Source organism: Occultella glacieicola (genome assembly GCF_004353825.1).
Taxonomy (GTDB): Bacteria; Actinomycetota; Actinomycetes; order Actinomycetales; family Beutenbergiaceae; genus Occultella; species Occultella glacieicola.
Window position 1 is genome coordinate 20,948 of sequence record NZ_SMNA01000013.1, and the last position, 19,620, is coordinate 40,567.

The following is a 19,620-nucleotide window of genomic DNA, read 5'->3' on the forward strand; positions in this document are numbered from 1 at the left end:
AAACCCGGCACCACCCGTCCGAATCCGAACCACCGAGAGGTCCGCGCAACGATGCAGGTCGACACCGGCACGCCACCGATGGGCTGGAACAGCTGGGACTGCTACGGGCCCAGCGTCACCGAGGCCGAGGTGCTCGCGAACGCCGAGTTCCTGGCGCAGCACCTGCTGCCGCACGGCTGGAACGTGGTGGTCGTGGACATCCAGTGGTACGAGCCGACGGCGCGCGCCGGCGGCTACAACGACGACCCGCCCGTGGAGCTGGACGGCTTCGGCCGACAGCTGCCCGCGCCGAACAGGTTCCCGTCCGCCGCCGGTGGGGCCGGCTTCGGCCCGCTCGCCGCTCGGGTGCACGAGCTCGGTCTGAGCTTCGGGATCCACATCATGCGGGGCATTCCGCGCCGCGCCGTCGAGCTCGACCTGCCGATCCTCGGCACCGACTGGACCGCCACCGACGCGGCCGACACCTCATCGGTGTGCACCTGGAACCCGGACAACTACGGACTGGACCACGACCACCCGGCCGCGCAGGCCTATTACGACGCCCAGGTGGCGCAGTTCGCGGCGTGGGGCGTCGACTTCATCAAGGCCGACGACATGCTCGCCCCGTTCCACGACGCCGAGATCGCCGCCTACGCCGAGGCGATCCGCCGGTCCGGCCGCCCCATCGTGCTGTCGCTGTCGCCCGGCACCGGCCTGGACACCGCGCACCTGGACCACCTGCGCGCGAACGCGGCCATGTGGCGCATCAGCGACGACCTCTGGGACCGCTGGGAGGACGTGCTCGACCAGTTCGACCGCCTCGCCCGCTGGGCACCGACCCAACGTCCGGGCGGCTGGGCGGACGCGGACATGCTCCCGCTCGGTCGGATCGGCATCCGCGCCGAACGCGGACAGGACCGCCCCAGCCGGCTCACCGCCGACGAGGCGCGCACGCTGATGACCCTGTGGGTGATGGCCCGCTCGCCGCTGATGTTCGGCGGTGACCTGCCCTCCACGGACCCCGACACCCTCGCACTGCTCACGAATCCGGACGTGCTGGAGATCCTCAAGGCCTCCGACGGCGGAGCGCAGGTCTCCCGGGACGGCGACGCCGTGCTGTGGTCGGCTCGGGCCACGCGGCCCGCGGCGCGGGCCGAAGGTGCGGCGCCCGTCCCGGCCCTCTACCTGGCCGCCTTTCACCTCGGCGATCAGGCGAGTTCCGCCGTCGTCGATCCTGCGGTCGCCGGCATAGCCGGCCCGCACTCCGCCACCGACCTGTGGAGCGGCGAGGCCCTCGACCTCACCGTACCCGTGACCATCCCCGCGCACGGCGTCCGGCTCGTGCGACTCGACCCCCAGCCCTGAACCCGACCAGGAGTACCTCATGTTGACCGCATCCCTCGTGATCGACCCGGCGTTCGTCGTCGGGCCCGTCCGCCGCCGCACGTTCGGCTCGTTCGTCGAGCACCTCGGCCGGTGCGTCTACACCGGCATCCACGACCCCGAGCACGAGACCGCCGATGAGGACGGCTTCCGCGGCGACGTCCTCGACCTCGTCAAGGAACTCGGCACCGGCACGGTGCGCTACCCGGGCGGGAACTTCGTCTCCGGGTACCGCTGGGAGGACGGCGTGGGCCCGCGCGAGCAGCGCCCGGCCCGGCTCGACCTGGCCTGGCACTCGACCGAGCCGAACACCGTGGGCGTGGACGAGTTCATGCGCTGGGCGCGCAAGGCCGACGTCGAGCCGATGATGGCCGTCAACCTCGGCACCCGAGGGGTCCAGGAGGCCCTGGACATCCTCGAGTACTGCAACGTCGCCGGTGGCACCCACCTGTCCGACCTGCGCCGGGCGAACGGGGCGGAGGAGCCCTACGGCATCAGGATGTGGTGCCTCGGAAACGAGATGGACGGGCCCTGGCAGATCGGGCACAAGACCGCCCACGAGTACGGTCGCGTCGCGGCCGAGGCGGCCCGCGCGATGCGGATGATCGACCCCGACCTCGAGCTCGTCGTCTGCGGGAGCTCGTCCTCGGCGATGCCGACCTTCGGCGCCTGGGAGGCGACCGTGCTGGAGGAGACCTACGAGCACGTCGACTACGTCTCCGCGCACGCCTACTACAGCGAGAAGGACGGCGACCTGGCCTCCTTCCTGGCCTCCGCCGTCGACATGGACCACTTCATCGACTCGGTGAGCGCGACCGCGGACGCCGTGCGGGCCGCGAGGAAGCTGACCAAGCGGATTCACATCAGCTTCGACGAGTGGAACGTCTGGTACCAGCACCGCGCCGAGTCCCGCCCGCCGACCGGGGACGACTGGCCGGTCGCGCCCGTGCTGCTCGAGGACCGCTACAACGTCGCCGACGCCGTCGTGGTGGGCAACCTGCTCATCTCGCTGCTGCGGCACACCGACCGGGTGCACTCGGCCTCGCTCGCCCAGCTCGTCAACGTGATCGCCCCGATCATGACCGAGCCCGGCGGCCGGTCCTGGCGCCAGACCACATTCCACCCGTTCGCGCTCACCTCCGAGCACGCCAAGGGCGAGGTCCTGCAGGTCGCCGTGGACGCGCCCACGCTTGAGACCGAGAAGTTCGGCGAGGTCGCTGCGCTCGATGCCGTCGCCACCCGCGACCCCGAGACCGGCGCGGTGGCGATCTTCGCCGTCAACCGGTCCACGACCGAGTCGCTGACCCTGACCGTGGACGTCCGCTCGCTCGGTGACGTGCGCGTGGTCGGCGCGCAGACGCTGTCCAACCCGGACCACACCTGGGCCGCCTCGGCTGACGACGCGACCTCGGTGCTGCCGGTCGAGAACGGCACGGCCGTCGTGTCCGACGGCGTCGTCACGGTCGAACTGCCGGCCGTCTCCTGGTCCGTGGTGCGGTTGGGCGCCTGAATCGTGGTCGGGGTCGGTCGGGGCTCGTCGGGCGGCTCGTCCGGCGCCTCACCGCCGGGCGGTCGGCGTCGCGGCGAGGGCGCGGATGTCGCGCTCGGCCTCGGCGACGCCGGCCGCGCGGCACCCCTTGGCCACCCAGCCGCGGATCAGCGCCGGCTCGGCCCGGAACAGGGCCAGGCCGCGGCGGACCAGGGTCGACGGAGGCTTGCGGGACTCGGCGAGATCCCGGAGCAGCCGGAACCAGAACGTCTGCATCCGGGGCCGGACCAGGCAGATCGCGTCGGCGAGCACGTCCTCGGCGCGCAGGTCGGCGACCAGTTCCGCCGCGAAGATCCCCTCGGCGATCACGATCGGCTCGTCGCCCAGGAGCAGCCGGGTGGTGCCGGTCCGGCGCGACGTCGGAATGTCGTAGACCGGGAGGTCGCTGACCCCGTCCCGGCACAGCGCCACCAACGCGTCGCGGGCCCCGTCGTGGTCCCAGGACGCCGGCGAGTCCCAGTCCACGCTGCCGAACCGGGACGGCAGGCCGGGCCGGTCGATGTCGAAGTAGAAGTCGTCCAACGCCACCACCGGCAGCCCGAGCCGGCGGGTCAGCGAACTCTTGCCCGAGCCGGACGGGCCGGTCAGCAGCACCACCCGGCGGCGCACCCGCCGCTCACCCTCCGGGATGGGGAAGAGGGCCTCATCGGGGTCGGGGGTCGCCGGCATCCGGCCATTATCCCCACCCGTCAGCAGCAACCAGAACGCCACCACCACAGCAGCGAGGAAGCCACGTGAACGCATCAGCCAAGGCCATCATCAACCTCGACGTGGAGGGGCCGGTCATCAGCCGGCACCTGTACGGACACTTCGCCGAGCACCTCGGCCGGTGCATCTACGGCGGCTTCTACGTCGGTGAGGACTCCGACATCCCGAACGCCGGCGGCATCCGCCTCGACGTGGTGGAGGCGCTGCGGGCCCTGAACATCCCGAACCTGCGCTGGCCCGGCGGCTGCTTCGCGGACGAGTACCACTGGATGGACGGGATCGGTCCGAGATCCGAGCGGCCCTCGATGGTGAACACCCACTGGGGCAACGTTGAGGAGAACAACCACTTCGGCACCCACGAGTTCATGGCCCTGTGCGAGCTGCTCGGCGCCGAGCCCTACATCAACGGGAACGTCGGCTCCGGCACCGTCAAGGAGATGAGCGACTGGGTCGAGTACCTGACCCGGGACGGCGACTCCCCGATGGTGCGGCTGCGCAAGGCCAACGGCCGTGAGGAGCCGTGGACGGTGCCGTTCTGGGGGATCGGGAACGAGGCGTGGGGCTGCGGAGGCAACATGAGCGCCCAGCACTACGCCGACGAGGCCCGCCGCTACGCCACCTACTGCCGTGACCACGGAGACAACAAGCTCTACCGGATCGCCGCCGGCGCCTCGAACGACGACTACGCGTGGACCGAGACCCTGATGAAGGCGGTCAACTGCCTCGGCTGCGCGAAGGAACCGCGTGGCTACTTCCAGGGGCTGACGTTCCACTACTACACGGTGCCCGGCCCGTGGTCGGACAAGGGCAGCGCGCTCGAGTTCGAGGTCGACGACTACTACGCCACCATGGTCAAGGCCGCGCGCGTGGAGGAACTCATCGCCGGGCACGCCGCGGTGATGGACTGCTACGACCCCAAGAAGAAGGTCGGCCTGATCCTGGACGAGTGGGGCACCTGGTGGAACGTGGAGCCGGGCACGAACCCGGGGTTCCTGTACCAGCAGAACACGATGCGCGACGCCCTCGTCGCGAGCGTCCACTTCGACGCCTTCCACCGGCACGCGGACCGGCTCGTCATGGCCAACATCGCCCAGACCGTGAACGTGCTGCAGGCGATGATCCTCACCGACCCGGACTCCGGCGCGCTCGTGCTCACCCCGACCTACCACGTGTTCGAGATGAACAAGGCCCACCAGGACGCCGCCTCGCTGCGGGTCGACGTGGCGTCCGAGGGCACCACGCGCACCGTCGGTGAGGACGAGCTGGACACATTCTCGGTCTCGGCCAGCACGAAGGACGGCCGGGCCCTGGTGTCCCTGACGAACCTGGACGCGGACAGCCCGCTGGAGGTCGACCTCGACCTGCGCGGCCGGGCCGTGGGCGGCGTGCGCGGACGGGTGCTGACCGCGGACGCGCTGAACGCGCACAACACCGCCGACGCGACCGGCGTGGCCGTGCAGGACCTGGACGGCCTGGCCGTCGAGAACGGGGTGCTGCGGGTGAGCATCCCGGCGCACGCGTTCGTGACGGTGGAGCTCGACCTGGTCTGACTTCGGGCGCCTGAGCGTCCACCTCGTTCCGTACCCACGCCCGGATCACCGGGGGCCCTCGCGCCGCGGGTGAGCCCCGGTGATCATGAGTGGGTGGACTATGTCGCTCGCGCCCCGGATCCGCCGCTCGCGGCGCTGATCGACGACGTCTATCTGCTCAGCGGGACCCCGCGGCATCGGCGGCTGAACGTGCCGCCGATGCCGTCCGCGCATCTGTTCCTCAATCTTGGCGAGCCCGTCCGGTTGTACGACTCCGATCCCGGCGTGCCGGCGGCCACGCTCACCGACGCCTGGTTCCTGGGGTTGAGCACCAGGCGTTTCATCATCGAGTACCCGACGTCGGTCCGGCTCGCCGGCGTGCACTTCAAGCCGTGGGGGCTGGCCCCGTTCGTCGACGTCTCCCTCTCCGACCTGCGGGATCAGTGGGTGCCGGCGGACGCGGTCTGGGGACCCGCGGTTCACCGGCTTCGAGACCAGATCGCGCAGGCGCCGTCGCCGTGGACGGCCCTTCAGGTGGTGGAGGACGAGCTCCGGGCACGCCGGGTGCCCGAACCACCGCGACACTTCGACCTGGTCAACCACACTGCGGGGCGCCTGGAGTCGTCCTGGGGCAGTGTCGGAGTTCGCGCCCTGACAGACAGCGCCGGCGTCAGCGCCACCCACCTGGCCTCGCAGTTCAAGGGGCTGGTCGGGATCACCCCGAAGCGGCTGGCCCGGATCTACCGGTTCGCGCGGCTGATCCTGTCCGTCGACGCGGCGGCACCCGTCGACTGGTCCGGACTCGCCCAGACGGCGGGCTACTTCGACCAGGCCCACCTCGGCAAGGAGTTCAAGGACTTCACCGGGCTGACCCCGACCGGCTACCTGGCCCTTCGGCGCCGGCTCCCCGCGGCGCCGGGCTTCCCGCCGGACCTCGGGCCGATGCCGGCCGATTGATTTCCTACAAGCCACGACCGCTCACCCTTCCTACGATCGAGGCACCGGGCGCGAACCGAGGGAGAGATCGTGGGCACCGTGATCATGCACAACGTCGTGTCGGTCGACGGCTTCATCGCCGATTCGAATGATGACGTGGGACCGTTGCACGACTGGTACTTCAGCGGTGACACACCGATCACCGAGCCGACAGACGGCGCCGAGTTCGACCACTCCGGGGACGGTGGGGGGTTCCGGGTCTCCGCGAGGTCGGCACCGTACGTCCGAGCCATGTGGGCGCGGATCGGCGTGATCGTGATGGGTCGCCACTTCTTCGATCTGATGAACGGGTGGGAGGGCCAGCCGCCCACGGGAGAGCACGTGGTGGTGGTCTCCCACCGTCCCAAACCCGAGGGATGGCACCCGGAGGCGTCCTACCACTTCTTCGACGACGTCCGGGCCGCCATGGCAGCGGCGCAGGAGTTGGGAGGTGACCGGGCGATCGCGGTGAACGCCGGGGAGGTCGGGGGCCAGATCCTCGCGGCCGGCCTGGTCGACGAGGTCGCGATGGACGTGGTGCCGGTGGTCTTCGGGACGGGCAAGCGCTACTTCGGTGGCATCGACACCCAGCTCCTGCTCGAGGATCCCCATGTGGTGATCGAGGGCGACCGAGTCCTGCACCTGGCCTTCAAGGTGCGCCGCCAACCCTGAGCGCGGGCGCCCGTGTAACCTTCCCTCGACAACGGGGTGAGACGGGGGCACAGCATGGGCAGGGGCCACATCGCGGCGATTTCGGCTGTGGCGATCACCACGCTCCTGGTCAGTGGCTGCAGCCCCGCAGACAGCGGCGCTGGGGCCGCGGCGCGGGAAGGAACGTCCGCCCCGGAGGCGACCACCGGACCCTCGGCCGAGGCGATGTCGGACGACGACCTCTGTCGCGCGTTCGGGGACGTGCTGACCATCACCGAGAACGCCGACCTCGGTCTGCGGGACGGGCGGATGGAGGCCCAGGAACAGCACGGCTGGTACCGACTGGCCACGCGGGTTCTGGGTCGGCTGCCCTCGAGCAACACCGGTGCCGTGAGCCAGGCGATCGCCGACCTGCAGGCGGTCGCCCCGGCCGTCCCGAGTGGGGCGTCGGAGACCGTTGAAATCGGGTCGGCCGAGTGGACGGACGCGTCCGGGCGGCTCAGCACCGCCTGCGAGGCAGCCGGCGTGGAGGTGAGCCTTGAGTCCTTCACCGGAGGATGACGGCCCGGTCCGGGCGGCTGACGGCGACCCGGGTCTGGTGGGCCAGGGGGGGTGAGGTCGACGAGTCCCGGTGCGCACTCATCGGCGGCGAGGGTTCGATCGCCGGCGTCCGTGGCCGTTGCGGCTGCCCTCGTCGGTGCCGTGCTGGCGATCTTCCCTCTGATGGTCCTCTGGGGAACTGCTCGGCATCCCGGTGGAGGACCGATGGTGCGCTACAGCCAGGTCGCGACGATCCCGACGGCCCTGGTCTGCGCGGTGCTGCTGTTCTTGGCGAGTCGTCAGAGGCGGCCGCTCGGTGCCTGGCTGCTCGCCGTCGGCGCCGTCGTCCTCGCGTTGGCCGTCGGCGTCGGTTGTGGCTTCTACGACGAGTGGACGGAGACCCAGCCCGGCGGGCGTGGCTATCAGCCGTAGGCGCAGAGGCCGATGCGCGACCGCGACGGCTCGGACATACTGCCGCTAAATCTCGATGGTGGAAGGTCTCGTGACAACGACGAAACTGATCAGTCTGCCCGACCAGTTGGCTCGTGACATCAAGGCTGCGGCTGCCAGGGCCGGCCAGTCCGACTCGCTCTGGATCCGGGAAGCCGCAGAGGCGAGGCTCGCCGGTGCACGGGAGGATTCGCTCGCTGAGGTCGCGGACTTCATCTCCCATCGCGACCGCGAGGCAATGGACCAGCTGGCGGAGTGACGTTCAGCTACCTCTCGTCCTCGGATCTGCTCCTCCGGTTCGTCCGGGTCGAGGGCTTTCGACCGGTGGTCCGCGACCTCGGGGCCCTCGAGTCCGCGGTCCAACGTCCGCGGACCGCCTTCGCAGGGCAGCACTTGTCACCGACCCTGAGCCTGGCAGCAGCCATCCCTGATGGAGGCGATCAACCAGAATCACCCCCTGCTCGACGGGAGCAAGCGACTGGCCTGGATCGGCGTGGCGGCGATGTACGCGCTGGCCGGGCACCGCAACCCGGTGCTCTCCCAGGATAGGTGTACTGCCACCGGGCGGTGGGGTGGCCGAGCGAGCCGGAGATCGTGGAGGCCGTCCCGGTGCGCTCCTGCCGGCGCCGTGGGGCCGCGATCGACCTCGTGCTCGAGCGGTCCCGGGAGAACCGGAGCCAGCTCGTGCTCACCCGGATCAAGGGCGGCCGGGAGGCGGTGTTCTGGCAGACCGCCCGCACGGCGAAGCAGGCGCGGCCCGCCGTCAGCATCCCCACCGCCCGGGCGGGTGGACCGGCCGGGCTCGAGATCGTGGTCGACAGCCGGGAGCGGTACGCCTGGAACTTCGCCCACCAGCAGGTGACCACCCGGCGCGCCTCACTGGCGGCCGGCGACTACGCGATCACGGTCGACGGCGTGGTGGTGGCCTCGGTGGAACGCAAGAGCCTGGCCGACCTCGCCAGCACGCTGAGCTCCGGCAGGATGCGCTACCTCGCGGCAGATCTGAGCGAGGTTCCGCGGGACGCGGTGGTGGTCGAGGACCGCTACTCGAAGGTGTTCTCGCTCGAGCACGTCCGGCCCTCGGTGGTGGCCGACGCGGTCGCCGAGCACCACGCCAGGTTCCCCCAGGTGCCGATCGTCTTCTGTGAGACCCGTGCCCTCGCGCAGGAGTGGACCTACCGGTTCCTCGCCGCCGCCCTCACCGAGGTCGCGGGGGAGGACATCGGTGCCGCGCGCACCGGTGCGCTCGCGACCGCTGCGGCACCGGCACCGGCGGCGATCCGTGCCTGGGCCCGCCGTCAGGGGTTCGAGGTGTCCGACCGCGGCCGCATCCCTGCCGAGATCCGCGCCGCCTTCGACCGCCGCCACGAGTGAGTCGCGGGCCGGCCCGGCGCGACGGCGCCATCACGATGTCGGGCGTGGCGAACCGGGGCCGGGGAATGCGGTTCCGGACCTGACTCGGGCCTACCCTGACCCCTATGGCGGCGACGATGCGGGATGTGGCTGCACTGGCCGGGGTGTCCCTGAAGACGGTCTCCCGGGTGGTCAACAGCGAACCGCACATCCGGCCCGAGACCGTCGCGCGGGTGCGGGAGGCGATCGCCCGCCTGGGCTGGGTGCCCAACGGGGCCGCCCGGGCGCTGCGCACCGGGCGGACCGGTGTCATCGGCATCGCCGTGGCCGGGCTGCGCCGCCCGTATCTGGCCGCCCTCGTCGAGGCGCTGGTGACCGAGACCGACCGGCGCGGGCTCCAGGCCGCCGTGGAGCCCAGTCACGGCGACCCGGCGCGGATCCGGTCGGTCCTGGACGGCCGCGGCGTCAGCTACGACGGCGTCGTGCTGATCGGGGACGACGGCGCCGGCCTCCCGCTCGACGGCGCGCTCACCGACCGCCCGGTCGTGGTGGTCCAGGGTGACGAGGGCGACGCGGACCTCGTGGTCGACGACGTCGCCTCGGCCATGGGGATGGTGACCCGACACCTGGCGGTGCTGGGACGCCGCCGCCCCCTCCTGCTCGGCGGAGACCGCGGCGCGGACCGTGGCCCGCGGACCCCTGGCACCCTCGCCGAGCCCGGTGCGGTGACCCGGGCCGCGCTCGCGGCCGCCGGGTTCGAGGCGGCCGTGCCCGTGATCCGGCCCGACGGCGAGTGGGACCGGGCCTGGGGCGCCACGGCCGCGGTCGAGGCCTTGGCCGCGCACCCGCAGACCGACGCGCTCATCTGCGTCAACGACGAGGTGGCGCTCGGGGCCCTGTCCGCCCTGGCCGCCCGCGGCGTGGACGTGCCGGGCCGGGTGGCGCTGTTCGGGTACGACAACCTCGACGACGGCTGGTTCACCACGCCGTCCCTGACCACCGTCGACCCCGGCCCGGCGCGTCTGGCCCGGGCCGCCCTGGACCTGCTCGGGGAGCGGATCGCGCGGACCGCGCCGGCCGCGCCGCGCCGGGTGGTGCTGCCCGTCGAGCTGGTGCGTCGGGAGTCCACGATGGGATCGCCCCGATGAGCCGGCCGACCCTTGCGGACGTGGCCGCGCGCGCCGGCGTCTCGGCGAAGACCGTCTCGAACGTCCTGCTCGGGCGCCGGCACGTGGCCGAGGCCACCCGGGCCAGGGTCCTCGAGGCCGTCACCGAGGTCGGGTACACCGTCAACGCGGCCGGACGCGGGCTGGCGTCCGGACGGACCGGCCGGGTGGCGGTCGTGGTGCCGATGATCTACCAACCCTATTTCGCCGAGGTCGCCGAGCGGCTCATCCTGGCCCTGGCGGAGCACGGACTGACCACCACGCTGCGGATCGCGCACGACGACGCCGCCGAGCGGGACGCCGTGCTCGGACTCACCACCCCGGACGTCGACGGCGTGATCCTGTGCCCGCACGGGCTCAGCCCGGAGGTCCTCGGCGACGGGATCGTGCCGCGGCCCGTGGTGCAGCTCGGCGGCGGGATCATGCCGTCGTTCGACTGCGTGATCATGGGCGAGACCGAGGGCTTCCGGTCCATGACCGAGCACCTGCTGGCCACCGGCCGCAAGCGGATCGCCCTGATCGGCACCGGTCCGGGCGGGGCGCCGCAGGGAAGCCGGTTCGCCGGCTACCTCGAGGCGCTCACGGCCCACGGCATCGACCTCGACGAGCGGCTGCTGATCACCGGGTCGGACTGGGACCGGCGCGCCTCCGGGTACGAGGCGGTGGTGGGTCTGCTCCGGACCGGAGTGGAGTTCGACGCGGTCATGTGCTTCAACGACGCGATGGCCGTCGGCGCCCTGCGCGGCCTGCGCAGTCACGGCCTCCGGGTGCCCCAGGACGTGGCCCTGACCGGGTTCGACGACACCGCCGAGGTCGAGTTCACCTCACCGCCGCTGTCCTCGGTCAGCCCCGAGCAGGCGCAGATGGTCGCCGCCACGGTGCGGATGCTCATCGAGCGGATCGACGGTTACGCCGGCGAGCCGCGGGTGGTGCGCACCGGCGCGCACCTGGTGCCGCGGGAGTCCTCCGCCCCGGCCGAGTCCGCCGGGTAGCGCGCGGGCGATCCGGCGCCCTCGCGCGCCCCAAGACGATCGCGATGCCGTGACACGAACTGACAACGCTGATGGCTTGCCTGTTGACAACGCTGAATGGCAACGTTAACAATTGGTCCCGTCGCACCGATGAGGGAGTCAGAGTTGACCACGCAAGCCGTTCCCGCCGGATCCGTCCAGCCGGGGTCCGTCGCGCCCGCCGTGCCCACCGGGCCGGTCGCCGTGCAGCGTCCGCTGGATCTGCGGGCGGTCCGCCTGGACCCCAGTGGCCGGCTCGGCGCCTGGCAGGACCTGAACGCGACCGCCACCATCCCGCACTGCATCGACCAACTCGAGGCGTCCGGGGTACTGGACAACTTCCGCCGCCTGGTCTCCGAGTCCGACGCGGCCCACCGCGGCTTCGTGTTCGCCGACTCCGACCTGTACAAGGTGATCGAGGCGGTCGCCTGGGAGATCGGCCGGTCCGGCACCGACCGCTGGGACGCCTGGCTCGACGACGTGATCGCCCTGGTCGCGAGGGCCCAGGACGAGACCGGCTACGTGATGACCTGGATCCAGGGCGTCCACCCCGAGAAACGGTTCGCCGAACTCGAGTGGACCCACGAGATGTACGTGCTCGGGCATCTGGTCCAGGCCGCTGTCGCCCTGGACCGGGCCGCGGGCCGCACCGACCTGCTCGCGATCGCCGAGCGGTTCGTGGCCCTGGTCCAGCGCACGTTCGGGCCGGGCGGCACCGACGGTATCTGCGGCCACCCCGAGATCGAGACCGCGCTCGTCGAGCTCTACCGGCACACCGGCGACCGGGCCCACCTCGACCTCGCCCAGCGGATGGTCGACCTGCGCGGCCGCGGTCTGCTCAAGGTCGGCTCGCTCGGCGCCCGCTACTTCCAGGACCACGCCCCGGTACGGGAGGCGACGGCCGCCGTCGGGCATGCGGTTCGCCAGCTGTACCTGAACGCGGGCGTCACCGACCTCTATCTGGAGACCGGCGAGGCGGCGCTCCTGGACGCGATGGACGCCCAGTGGGCCAGCGCGCACGAGCGCAAGATGTACCTCTCCGGCGCGTTCGGAGCCCGGCACCGGGACGAGGCCTTCGGCGACGACTACGAGCTGCCGTCGGAGCGCGCCTACGCCGAGACCTGCGCGACGATCGCGGACCTGCACTGGACCTGGCGGATGACCCTGGCCCGCGGCGGGTCCGCCTATGCGGAGACGATCGAGCGGGAGATCCACAACGCCCTCGCGGCCTCCGTGGACGCCGGCGGCACCCGGTTCTTCTACTCCAACCCGCTACAGCTGCGCCCGGACCGCTACTCCGAGGAGAACTCCCCGCGCGAGCGCACCTCCTGGTACGCCTGCGCCTGCTGCCCCCCGAACATCGCCCGCGTGGTCGCCCAGCTCTCCGCCTACGTGGCGAGCAGCACCGACGACGAACTCCTCGTGCACCAGTTCGCCGCCGCCGAGATCGACCTCCCGGCACACCTCGGCCAGGGCACGCTCCTCGTCGAGACCGACTACCCGCGCACCGGCGCGGTGGCGCTGAGCGTGCGCGGCAGCGTGCGGCCGGGGGCACGGCTCGCCGTGCGGATCCCGGGCTGGTCGGCCGGCTCCCCTCTCGTCGCCGTGATGCCCGACGGCGGCCCGGCGGCCGGGTCGGGGAGCGTCGCCGAGGCGGACGGTTACGCCCGCGTCGACCTCGCCGACGGCGCCCGGTACCGATTGGACCTCGACCTCACCCCGCGCTGGACCACCGGGCACCCCCGCGTGGACGCCGTCCGCGGGTGCATCGCGCTCGAGCGGGGGCCGGTCGTGTACTGCGTCGAACAGGCCGACCTGACCGGGCCCGCCGAGGTCGACGACCTGAGTGTCGTCGTGACGCAGGCGCCACGCGAGGTGACCGCCGCCGACGGCGGCACCCGCCTGGAACTGGCCGCTCGCCTGAGCGAGCCACCGACCGAGCTGTACCGGACCGCCGAGGGCGAGCCTGCGCCGTCGGGCACCACCACCGTGACCGCCATCCCGTTCGCGACCTGGGGCAACCGCGCCCCGGGCGCGATGCGGGTCTGGCTCCCTGTCGCCCGTGACTAGTCGCGGCGACGCACGCATCACACCCGCAACAACCACACGAAGGGCTCAAGGATGAGAACGGCACGAAAGACACTGACCGCGGTCGCCGCGGTCGCGATCGGCGGGCTCGTGCTCGCCGGCTGCACCTCCGGCGGCGACGACGGTGGCAACGGCGACGCCGACGGTGGCAGCGGCGGCGGCGAGACCCTGCAGATCCTGGTGCTGAAGCACCCGCTCACCGGTCCGATGGCGGACATGGACTGGGTCAGCCAGCTCGAGGAGCTCGCCGACGTGACCATCGAATGGGAGGAGGTGTCCGCCGACTGGGACCAGAAGAAGTCCACCATGCTCGCCGCCGGGGACATCCCCGACCTCGTGGTCGGCGTCAACGCGATCACCGACTCGGACCTGGTCACGTTCAACGGTCTGTTCGAGGACCTCGGTGACGACCTGGACGCGCTGCCCAACGTGCAGGGCATGTTCGAGGCGGTCCCGGAGACCGAGGTGATGGCCACCCAGCCGGACGGCGCGGTGTTCTCCCTGCCCAGCTACCGCAGGTTCTGGCCGCAGACCGCGACCCGCCAGTACATCAACCAGCAGTGGCTGGACAACCTGGGCCTGGAGATGCCGACCACCTGGGACGAGCTGTTCGACGTGCTCAAGGCGTTCAAGGACGAGGACGCGAACGGCAACGGCGACGCGAACGACGAGATCCCGATGGACTGGTCACCGACCGGGACCGGCGGCTTCGGCTTCTTCCAGCCGTCCGCGTTCCTGGGCAGCCTGGGCCTGCCGATCACCGGGGGCGGCGGCTCCGGCTACTTCGTCGAGGACGGCGAGGTCGGCAACTTCTTCACCGACGAGCGCTACCGCGACCTCGTGGAGTTCCTGCACGACTGCTACGCCGAGGGCCTCATCAGCCAGGAGGTGATGACCCAGGACTACTCCGCCTACCAGTCGGTGGGCCGGGGCAACGGCGACGACGCGACCGTCGGGTTCTCCTGGGGGTGGACGGCCTCGGACCGGTTCGGCGCGCAACTCGCCCCCCAGTACGCGGCGACCGCACCGATGGCCGCTCCGGGGGCCGACGCCGCCGACGTGGTCTGGAGCTACGACAACTATTCGCTGAACTACGGGCCGAACAGCATCACCATGTCCGCGCAGACCGACGCCCGTGACGCCGCGCTGCGGGTGATCGACGCGTTCTACGACCAGGACATCTCCGTGCAGGTGCTCTGGGGCGACATCGGTCCGAACATCGAGGAGACCGGCGACAACGCGTACACGGTGCTCCCGCCAACCGACGCGAACTCCGACCCGTCCACCTGGAAGTGGACCACCACCCTGGCGGACAACGGGCCCATGTGGATCCGTGACGACATCGACGTGGTGCTGCCCGCCGACCTGCAGGAGGCGAACGACCAGGCCGAGCCGCTCGCCGACGCACTGGCCAACGTGGACCCGGTCGCGGACGTGTTCCCGGCGGAGTTCTTCAGCCTGAGCGCCGAGGACTCCTCGACGGTCTCCCTGAACAACACCAATTTCCTCGCGATCGCCATGCAGAACTGGGCGACCTGGGTCACCGAGGGCGGCGCCGACGCCGGTTGGGACGACTACGTCGCCCAGCTGGAGGCCGCCGGTGTGCCGCAGAACGTGGAGATCTACCAGGGCTACTACGACGAGTACGTCGCCTCCCTGGGCTGATCGGTTCCCGGGCCCGCCGCCGCTGCAGGTGGCGGGCCCGGCCAAGCGGTCGAAGGAGACCCGATGACGTTGATAGATCCGGCGCCGGTGAAGATGAGCCGGCGCGCGAAGACCTCCACGGGAGCGAGTGTGCCCCCCCGCAGGGGACTGCGCCGCCACATCCGGCGGTACTGGCAGCTGTGGGTGATGGCCGCACCGGCCATCGCGTTCGTGGCCGTGTTCTCCTACATCCCGATGTACGGGATCCAGCTCGCGTTCCGCGAGTTCGACTTCACCGCCGGGCTCACCGGTGGGGAGTGGGTGGGCCTGAAGTACTTCCGGCAGTTCTTCGAGAGTCCGCAGTTCTGGACGCTCATGCGCAACACGGTCGTGATCAGCGTGACCACCCTGGTGGTCGGGTTCATCGCCCCGATCGCGCTGGCCCTGCTGGTGAACCAGGTGATCGGCAGGTCGCGCAAGAAGTTCCTGCAGACCGCCACCTACCTGCCGCACTTCATCTCCATCGTGGTGATCGTCGGCATGCTGCAGGTGTTCCTCTCGCCGACCTCCGGGCTGATCACCCGGTTCCTGGAGGGCCTGGGCCTGACCGGGGTCAACTTCCTCGGCGACCCCTCGGCGTTCGTGCCGGTCTACGTCATCTCCGAGGTGTGGCAGCACTGCGGCTGGAACTCGATCATCTACCTGGCCGCCCTGGCCAGCGTGGACACCCAGCTCTACGAGGCCGCGAAGATCGACGGCGCCGGCCGGGTGAGCATCGTGCGGCACATCGACTTCCCGGCCCTGATCCCGACGATGATCGTGCTGCTCATCCTGAACATGGGCGGGGTGCTGAACGCCGGCTTCGAGAAGATCTTCCTGATGCAGAACCCGCTGAACCTCTCGGTCTCGGAGGTGATCTCGACGTACGTGTACAAGATCGGGATCCTGTCCAACCAGTTCAGCTACGCGACCGCGATCGGGCTGTTCAACACGGCGATCAACTTCGTGTTCCTGGTGGTCACCAACCAGATCGCCAAACGCGTCTCGAACACGAGCCTGTGGTGAGAGGAATGACGACCATGCTGACCCGGCTGACCCGGCTGCGGCGCCGCAGTCCCGGTGACATCGCCTTCACGGTGTTCCTGGGCCTGACCTGTGCCCTCATCCTGTTCATCACCCTGTACCCCGTGTACTTCGTGATGATCGCCTCGATCTCCGACCCGACCCTGGTGGCCACCGGCCGGGTCTCGTTCTGGCCGCGCGGACTGTCCTCGTTCGGTTACGAGCAGATCTTCGCCGACACCCGCATCTGGACCGGCTACCGGAACACGCTGCTGTACACGGCCGCGGGGACCGCGTTGAACCTGCTGGTGACCCTGCCGGCGGCGTACGCGCTGTCCCGGCGGGAGTTCGCCCCCCGCAAGGTGCTCATGCTGTTCTTCGCGTTCACCATGTTCTTCAGCGGCGGGCTGATCCCCACCTACCTGCTCTACCGGGACCTCAACCTGCTGGACAACTGGGCCGTGTTCGTGATCCCGTCCGCGGTGAACGTCTACAACCTGATCATCGCGCGCGCGTTCTTCGAGCACTCCCTGCCGGAGGAGATCTTCGAGGCGGCCACGATCGACGGCGCCAACTACTTCCAGTTCTTCCTCAAGATCGCGATCCCGCTGTCCGCGGCGATCATCTCCGTGATCGGCCTGTACTACCTGGTGCAGCACTGGAACGACTTCTTCACCGGCCTCGTGTTCGTGCGCACCTACGACAAACAGCCGCTGCAGATCGTGCTCCGGGACATCCTCATCTCCAACCAGGCGTTCGCCGGTGGTGCGGGTGGTGCCGGCGGCACCGGCGGCAGTTACGCCCAGCAGTACGCGGACCAGATCAAGTACGGCGTGATCGTGGTCTCCACGCTGCCGATCATCGCGCTGTACCCCTTCCTGCAGCGGTACTTCGAGAAGGGCGTCATGATCGGGTCGGTGAAGGGCTGATGCTGCGGCTGCTCGGCTGGCACACGAGGGCCGGCGAGGTCGGCCTGCGGCTGCTCCTGCTGAACCTGCTGTGGCTGCTGTACACCCTGCGCGGCGGGATCGTCCTCGGGCTGTTCCCGGCGACTGCCGCCGTGCATGCGGTGCTGCGCCGCGACGCGATGGGGCACGACGGCGGAACTCGCCCCGGTCTGCGTGCGGAGTTCGCAGCGGCGTGGCGCAGCGAACTGCGGTCGGCGAACGTGATCGGTTACCTGCTCGCCGTGGCCTGGGCGGTACTGCTCACCGAGCATCGCGTCCTGACCGACGGCGGTGCGCAGGGTCTGGCGGCCGGCGTCGCGGCCGTGCTCTGGTTCGCCGCCGCGTTCCTGTTCGTGGTCAGCGCCGTCGTCTGGATGCTGGCGGTCCATTTCGACGAGGGACCACTGGTCACCCTGCGGCGCGCCGTGCTCCTCGCGCTGGCCCGGCCGCTGACCGCGCTCGGGGCCGCGGCGATCCTCGCGGTCACGCTGTGCGTCTACTACGTGGTGCCGGGCCTGATCCCGGTGTTCGGCGTGGCCGTGCCGGCCATGCTGACCTGCGCCCAACTGTGGCGCAGCGGCGTCCTGCCAGGCCCCGCGCGCCCGGCCCGGCCGGCGCGGGTGCCGGCACCGTTGAGTCACTGAGAGGATCCACCGTTGGCACAGGTCACCCACGGACCGAACGGCCGCGCCCGGGCGCCGCAGGTGTTGCGGTCGCTCGGGCACGAGGGGCGGGTCCGGATCGACGGCGGCCCGCTCGCCGAGCGCATCGCCGACGCCACGGCGACCTACCTCGCCATGGAACCGGACGACGTCCTGCACGGCTTCCGGGTGGCGGCCGGGCTGGTGTCGCCGGGCACGCCGATGACCGGCTGGTCCTCGGTGACGTCGGAGCCGACATTCGGGCAGTGGGTCAGCGGGCTCGCCCGCCTGGGCGCCACGACGGGCAACCGGGCGGCGCGCGAGCGGGCGGTCGAGCTGGTCGACGGTTTCGCGGCCACGGTCGGCGTCGATGGCGACACCCGGATGTCCCTCTACGGCTACGAGAAGCTCCTGTGCGGGCTCGTCGATACGTACACGTTCGCCGGGCACGAGGGCGCGCTGACGCTGCTGGAACGGACCGTGCCGTGGGCCGAGCGGACGTTCGACCGGGCCCGCCCGACGCCGTCGGCCCACAACTTCGCGGGCGGCCACATCGGGCCGACCGGTCATGCCCGCACCATCGAGTGGTACACCCTCGCCGAGAACCTCCATCGCGCCTGGCTGGCCGGCGCCGGCGACCGGGTCGGGGACTTCGCGCGGCTGTGGCACTACGACGCCTACTGGGACCGCTTCCTGGAGGAACCGGGACCGGGGCGGCCGTGGCCCGTGCCCACCTGGCTGCACGCCTACTCGCACCTGAACACCTTCGCCTCGGCCGCCGCCGCGTACGAGGCGACCGGACAGCACCGGTACCTGCAGATCGTGCGCAACGCGCACACCTACTTCACCGCGACCCAGACCTACGCGACCGGCGGCTTCGGTCCCAGCGAGTTCACGCTTCCGGAGGACGGCTCGCTCGGGCGCAGCCTGGAGTGGCGCACCGACACCGCCGAGATCGTCTGCGGGTCGTGGGCGGCCCTGAAGGTCTGCGCGGCCCTGCTGCGGTTCACGGGGGAGGCCCGCTACGGCGACTGGGTGGAGCAGCTCCTGTACTCCGGCGTGGGCGCGGTGACGCCGGTCCGGCCCGGCGGTCGGAGCCCGTACTACCAGGACTACCGGCTCGGGACCGCCACCAAGCTGCCCCACTGGGACGACTGGCCGTGCTGCTCCGGTACCTACCTCCAGTGCGTGGCGGACCTGCCCGACTTCGTCTACCACGCGAGCGAGGACGGCCTGGCCGTGCTGCTCTACGTGCCGTCGTCCGTCTCGTGGGAGCACGACGGCCGCGAGTTCGGCCTCACCCAGGAGACCGACTTCCCACGGACCGACACCGCACGGCTGGTCCTGCGCGGCGCGGGACGACTCGCGCTGCGGCTGCGCGTCCCCTCCTGGAGCAACGGGTTCCGGACGGCGGTGAACGGCGAGACTGTGCCGACTGTGCCGACTGTGGCGACGCCGGGCCAGTGGCTGGTCATCGACCGGGACTGGGCCGACGGCGACGTCGTCGAGGTCACCCTCGGCGCCGGCCTGCGGGTGCTCCCGGTCGACGACCGGCACCCGAACCGGGTCGCCTTCGCGCACGGCCCGGTGGTGCTGGCGCAGAAGGCGGACTGGACCATGCCGATCTCCCTGCCGACGCCGTGGGAGATGGTCGACCTCGACGAGGCGCTCGTGCGGCAGGACGCCGGGAACGGCGACGGTCCGCGCTACCGGCCGGTCGGCGTCGGCACCGCGCGGCTGCCGCTCGGCGACCTGCGTCCCCTGTCCGAGATCGCCGAGCGCACGCCGCACCGGGTGTACTTCGACCTCGACGACCCGCGGATCGTCTGAACGCACGCCCTCCGGACCCCGGTCCACCCGGTGCGGCCCGGCGGGCAACCGCGCGAACCTCGACGTAACTGATTGACCCTAGTCTGACGATCTGTGTAGCGTACTTACATCAGTC

The 19,620-nt window shown here is 71.1% G+C and carries 18 protein-coding genes; 17 read left to right on the plus strand and 1 reads right to left on the minus strand.

Annotated features, from left to right (window positions below; genetic code table 11):
* Positions 1-51: 51 nt before the first annotated feature.
* Together EXU48_RS20810 and arfA are read left to right on the plus strand one after the other, a co-directional pair.
* Complete coding sequence (locus EXU48_RS20810) at positions 52-1,344, plus strand: glycoside hydrolase family 27 protein (RefSeq protein WP_235857177.1); 1,293 nt, start codon at positions 52-54, stop codon at positions 1,342-1,344.
* Positions 1,345-1,363: 19 nt separating this feature from the next.
* Positions 1,364-2,872 (plus strand): arabinosylfuranosidase ArfA, encoded by a 1,509-nt coding sequence (arfA, locus tag EXU48_RS20815; protein ID WP_133109616.1) that lies wholly within the window; start codon positions 1,364-1,366, stop codon positions 2,870-2,872.
* Between the two features lie 48 nt (positions 2,873-2,920).
* Here arfA and EXU48_RS20820 read toward each other — a convergent pair whose 3' ends face one another.
* Positions 2,921-3,655, minus strand: a complete 735-nt coding sequence (locus tag EXU48_RS20820) for a uridine kinase family protein (protein ID WP_235857178.1) — start codon at positions 3,653-3,655, stop codon at positions 2,921-2,923.
* Here EXU48_RS20820 and EXU48_RS20825 point away from each other — a divergent pair.
* The 15 genes from EXU48_RS20825 (at position 3,646) to EXU48_RS20895 (ending at position 19,505) form a co-directional block, all read left to right on the plus strand.
* Positions 3,646-5,169 (plus strand): alpha-N-arabinofuranosidase, encoded by a 1,524-nt coding sequence (locus EXU48_RS20825; protein WP_133109617.1) that lies wholly within the window; start codon positions 3,646-3,648, stop codon positions 5,167-5,169. The two genes, EXU48_RS20820 and EXU48_RS20825, sit on opposite strands and share 10 nt — an antisense overlap.
* Before the next feature lie 93 nt (positions 5,170-5,262).
* Positions 5,263-6,105, plus strand: a complete 843-nt coding sequence (locus EXU48_RS20830; protein WP_133109618.1) for a helix-turn-helix domain-containing protein — start codon at positions 5,263-5,265, stop codon at positions 6,103-6,105.
* Positions 6,106-6,174: 69 nt separating this feature from the next.
* Complete coding sequence (locus EXU48_RS20835) at positions 6,175-6,795, plus strand: dihydrofolate reductase family protein (RefSeq protein ID WP_133109619.1); 621 nt, start codon at positions 6,175-6,177, stop codon at positions 6,793-6,795.
* 87 nt (positions 6,796-6,882) lie between these two features.
* Positions 6,883-7,335: a hypothetical protein gene (locus EXU48_RS20840; protein ID WP_133109620.1), complete on the plus strand. Its 453-nt coding sequence runs from the start codon at positions 6,883-6,885 to the stop codon at positions 7,333-7,335.
* Between the two features lie 204 nt (positions 7,336-7,539).
* Positions 7,540-7,746, plus strand: a complete 207-nt coding sequence (locus EXU48_RS20845) for a hypothetical protein (RefSeq protein WP_133109621.1) — start codon at positions 7,540-7,542, stop codon at positions 7,744-7,746.
* 70 nt (positions 7,747-7,816) lie between these two features.
* The gene (locus EXU48_RS20850) at positions 7,817-8,023 is read left to right on the plus strand and encodes a hypothetical protein (protein ID WP_133109622.1); all 207 of its coding nucleotides are present in this window, start codon (positions 7,817-7,819) and stop codon (positions 8,021-8,023) included.
* Positions 8,024-8,313: 290 nt separating this feature from the next.
* Complete coding sequence (locus EXU48_RS20855; protein ID WP_133109623.1) at positions 8,314-9,138, plus strand: ERCC4 domain-containing protein; 825 nt, start codon at positions 8,314-8,316, stop codon at positions 9,136-9,138.
* 104 nt (positions 9,139-9,242) lie between these two features.
* Positions 9,243-10,265, plus strand: coding sequence for a LacI family DNA-binding transcriptional regulator (locus tag EXU48_RS20860; RefSeq protein ID WP_235857179.1), 1,023 nt, complete (start codon positions 9,243-9,245; stop codon positions 10,263-10,265).
* Positions 10,262-11,275: a LacI family DNA-binding transcriptional regulator gene (locus tag EXU48_RS20865; RefSeq protein ID WP_133109624.1), complete on the plus strand. Its 1,014-nt coding sequence runs from the start codon at positions 10,262-10,264 to the stop codon at positions 11,273-11,275. Before EXU48_RS20860 ends, EXU48_RS20865 begins: the two co-directional genes overlap by 4 nt.
* A 144-nt stretch (positions 11,276-11,419) precedes the next feature.
* Positions 11,420-13,363 (plus strand): glycoside hydrolase family 127 protein, encoded by a 1,944-nt coding sequence (locus EXU48_RS20870; protein WP_235857180.1) that lies wholly within the window; start codon positions 11,420-11,422, stop codon positions 13,361-13,363.
* A 51-nt stretch (positions 13,364-13,414) separates the two neighbouring features.
* The gene (locus EXU48_RS20875; protein WP_133109626.1) at positions 13,415-15,046 is read left to right on the plus strand and encodes a type 2 periplasmic-binding domain-containing protein; all 1,632 of its coding nucleotides are present in this window, start codon (positions 13,415-13,417) and stop codon (positions 15,044-15,046) included.
* 63 nt (positions 15,047-15,109) lie between these two features.
* A complete protein-coding gene (locus tag EXU48_RS20880) occupies positions 15,110-16,090 on the plus strand; it encodes an ABC transporter permease (RefSeq protein WP_133109627.1) in 981 nt (326 codons plus the stop codon).
* A gap of 5 nt (positions 16,091-16,095) precedes the next feature.
* The gene (locus tag EXU48_RS20885; RefSeq protein ID WP_133109628.1) at positions 16,096-17,016 is read left to right on the plus strand and encodes a carbohydrate ABC transporter permease; all 921 of its coding nucleotides are present in this window, start codon (positions 16,096-16,098) and stop codon (positions 17,014-17,016) included.
* Positions 17,016-17,678: a YesL family protein gene (locus tag EXU48_RS20890; protein WP_133109629.1), complete on the plus strand. Its 663-nt coding sequence runs from the start codon at positions 17,016-17,018 to the stop codon at positions 17,676-17,678. Before EXU48_RS20885 ends, EXU48_RS20890 begins: the two co-directional genes overlap by 1 nt.
* 12 nt (positions 17,679-17,690) lie before the next feature.
* Positions 17,691-19,505, plus strand: coding sequence for a beta-L-arabinofuranosidase domain-containing protein (locus EXU48_RS20895; RefSeq protein ID WP_133109630.1), 1,815 nt, complete (start codon positions 17,691-17,693; stop codon positions 19,503-19,505).
* Positions 19,506-19,620: the final 115 nt, after the last annotated feature.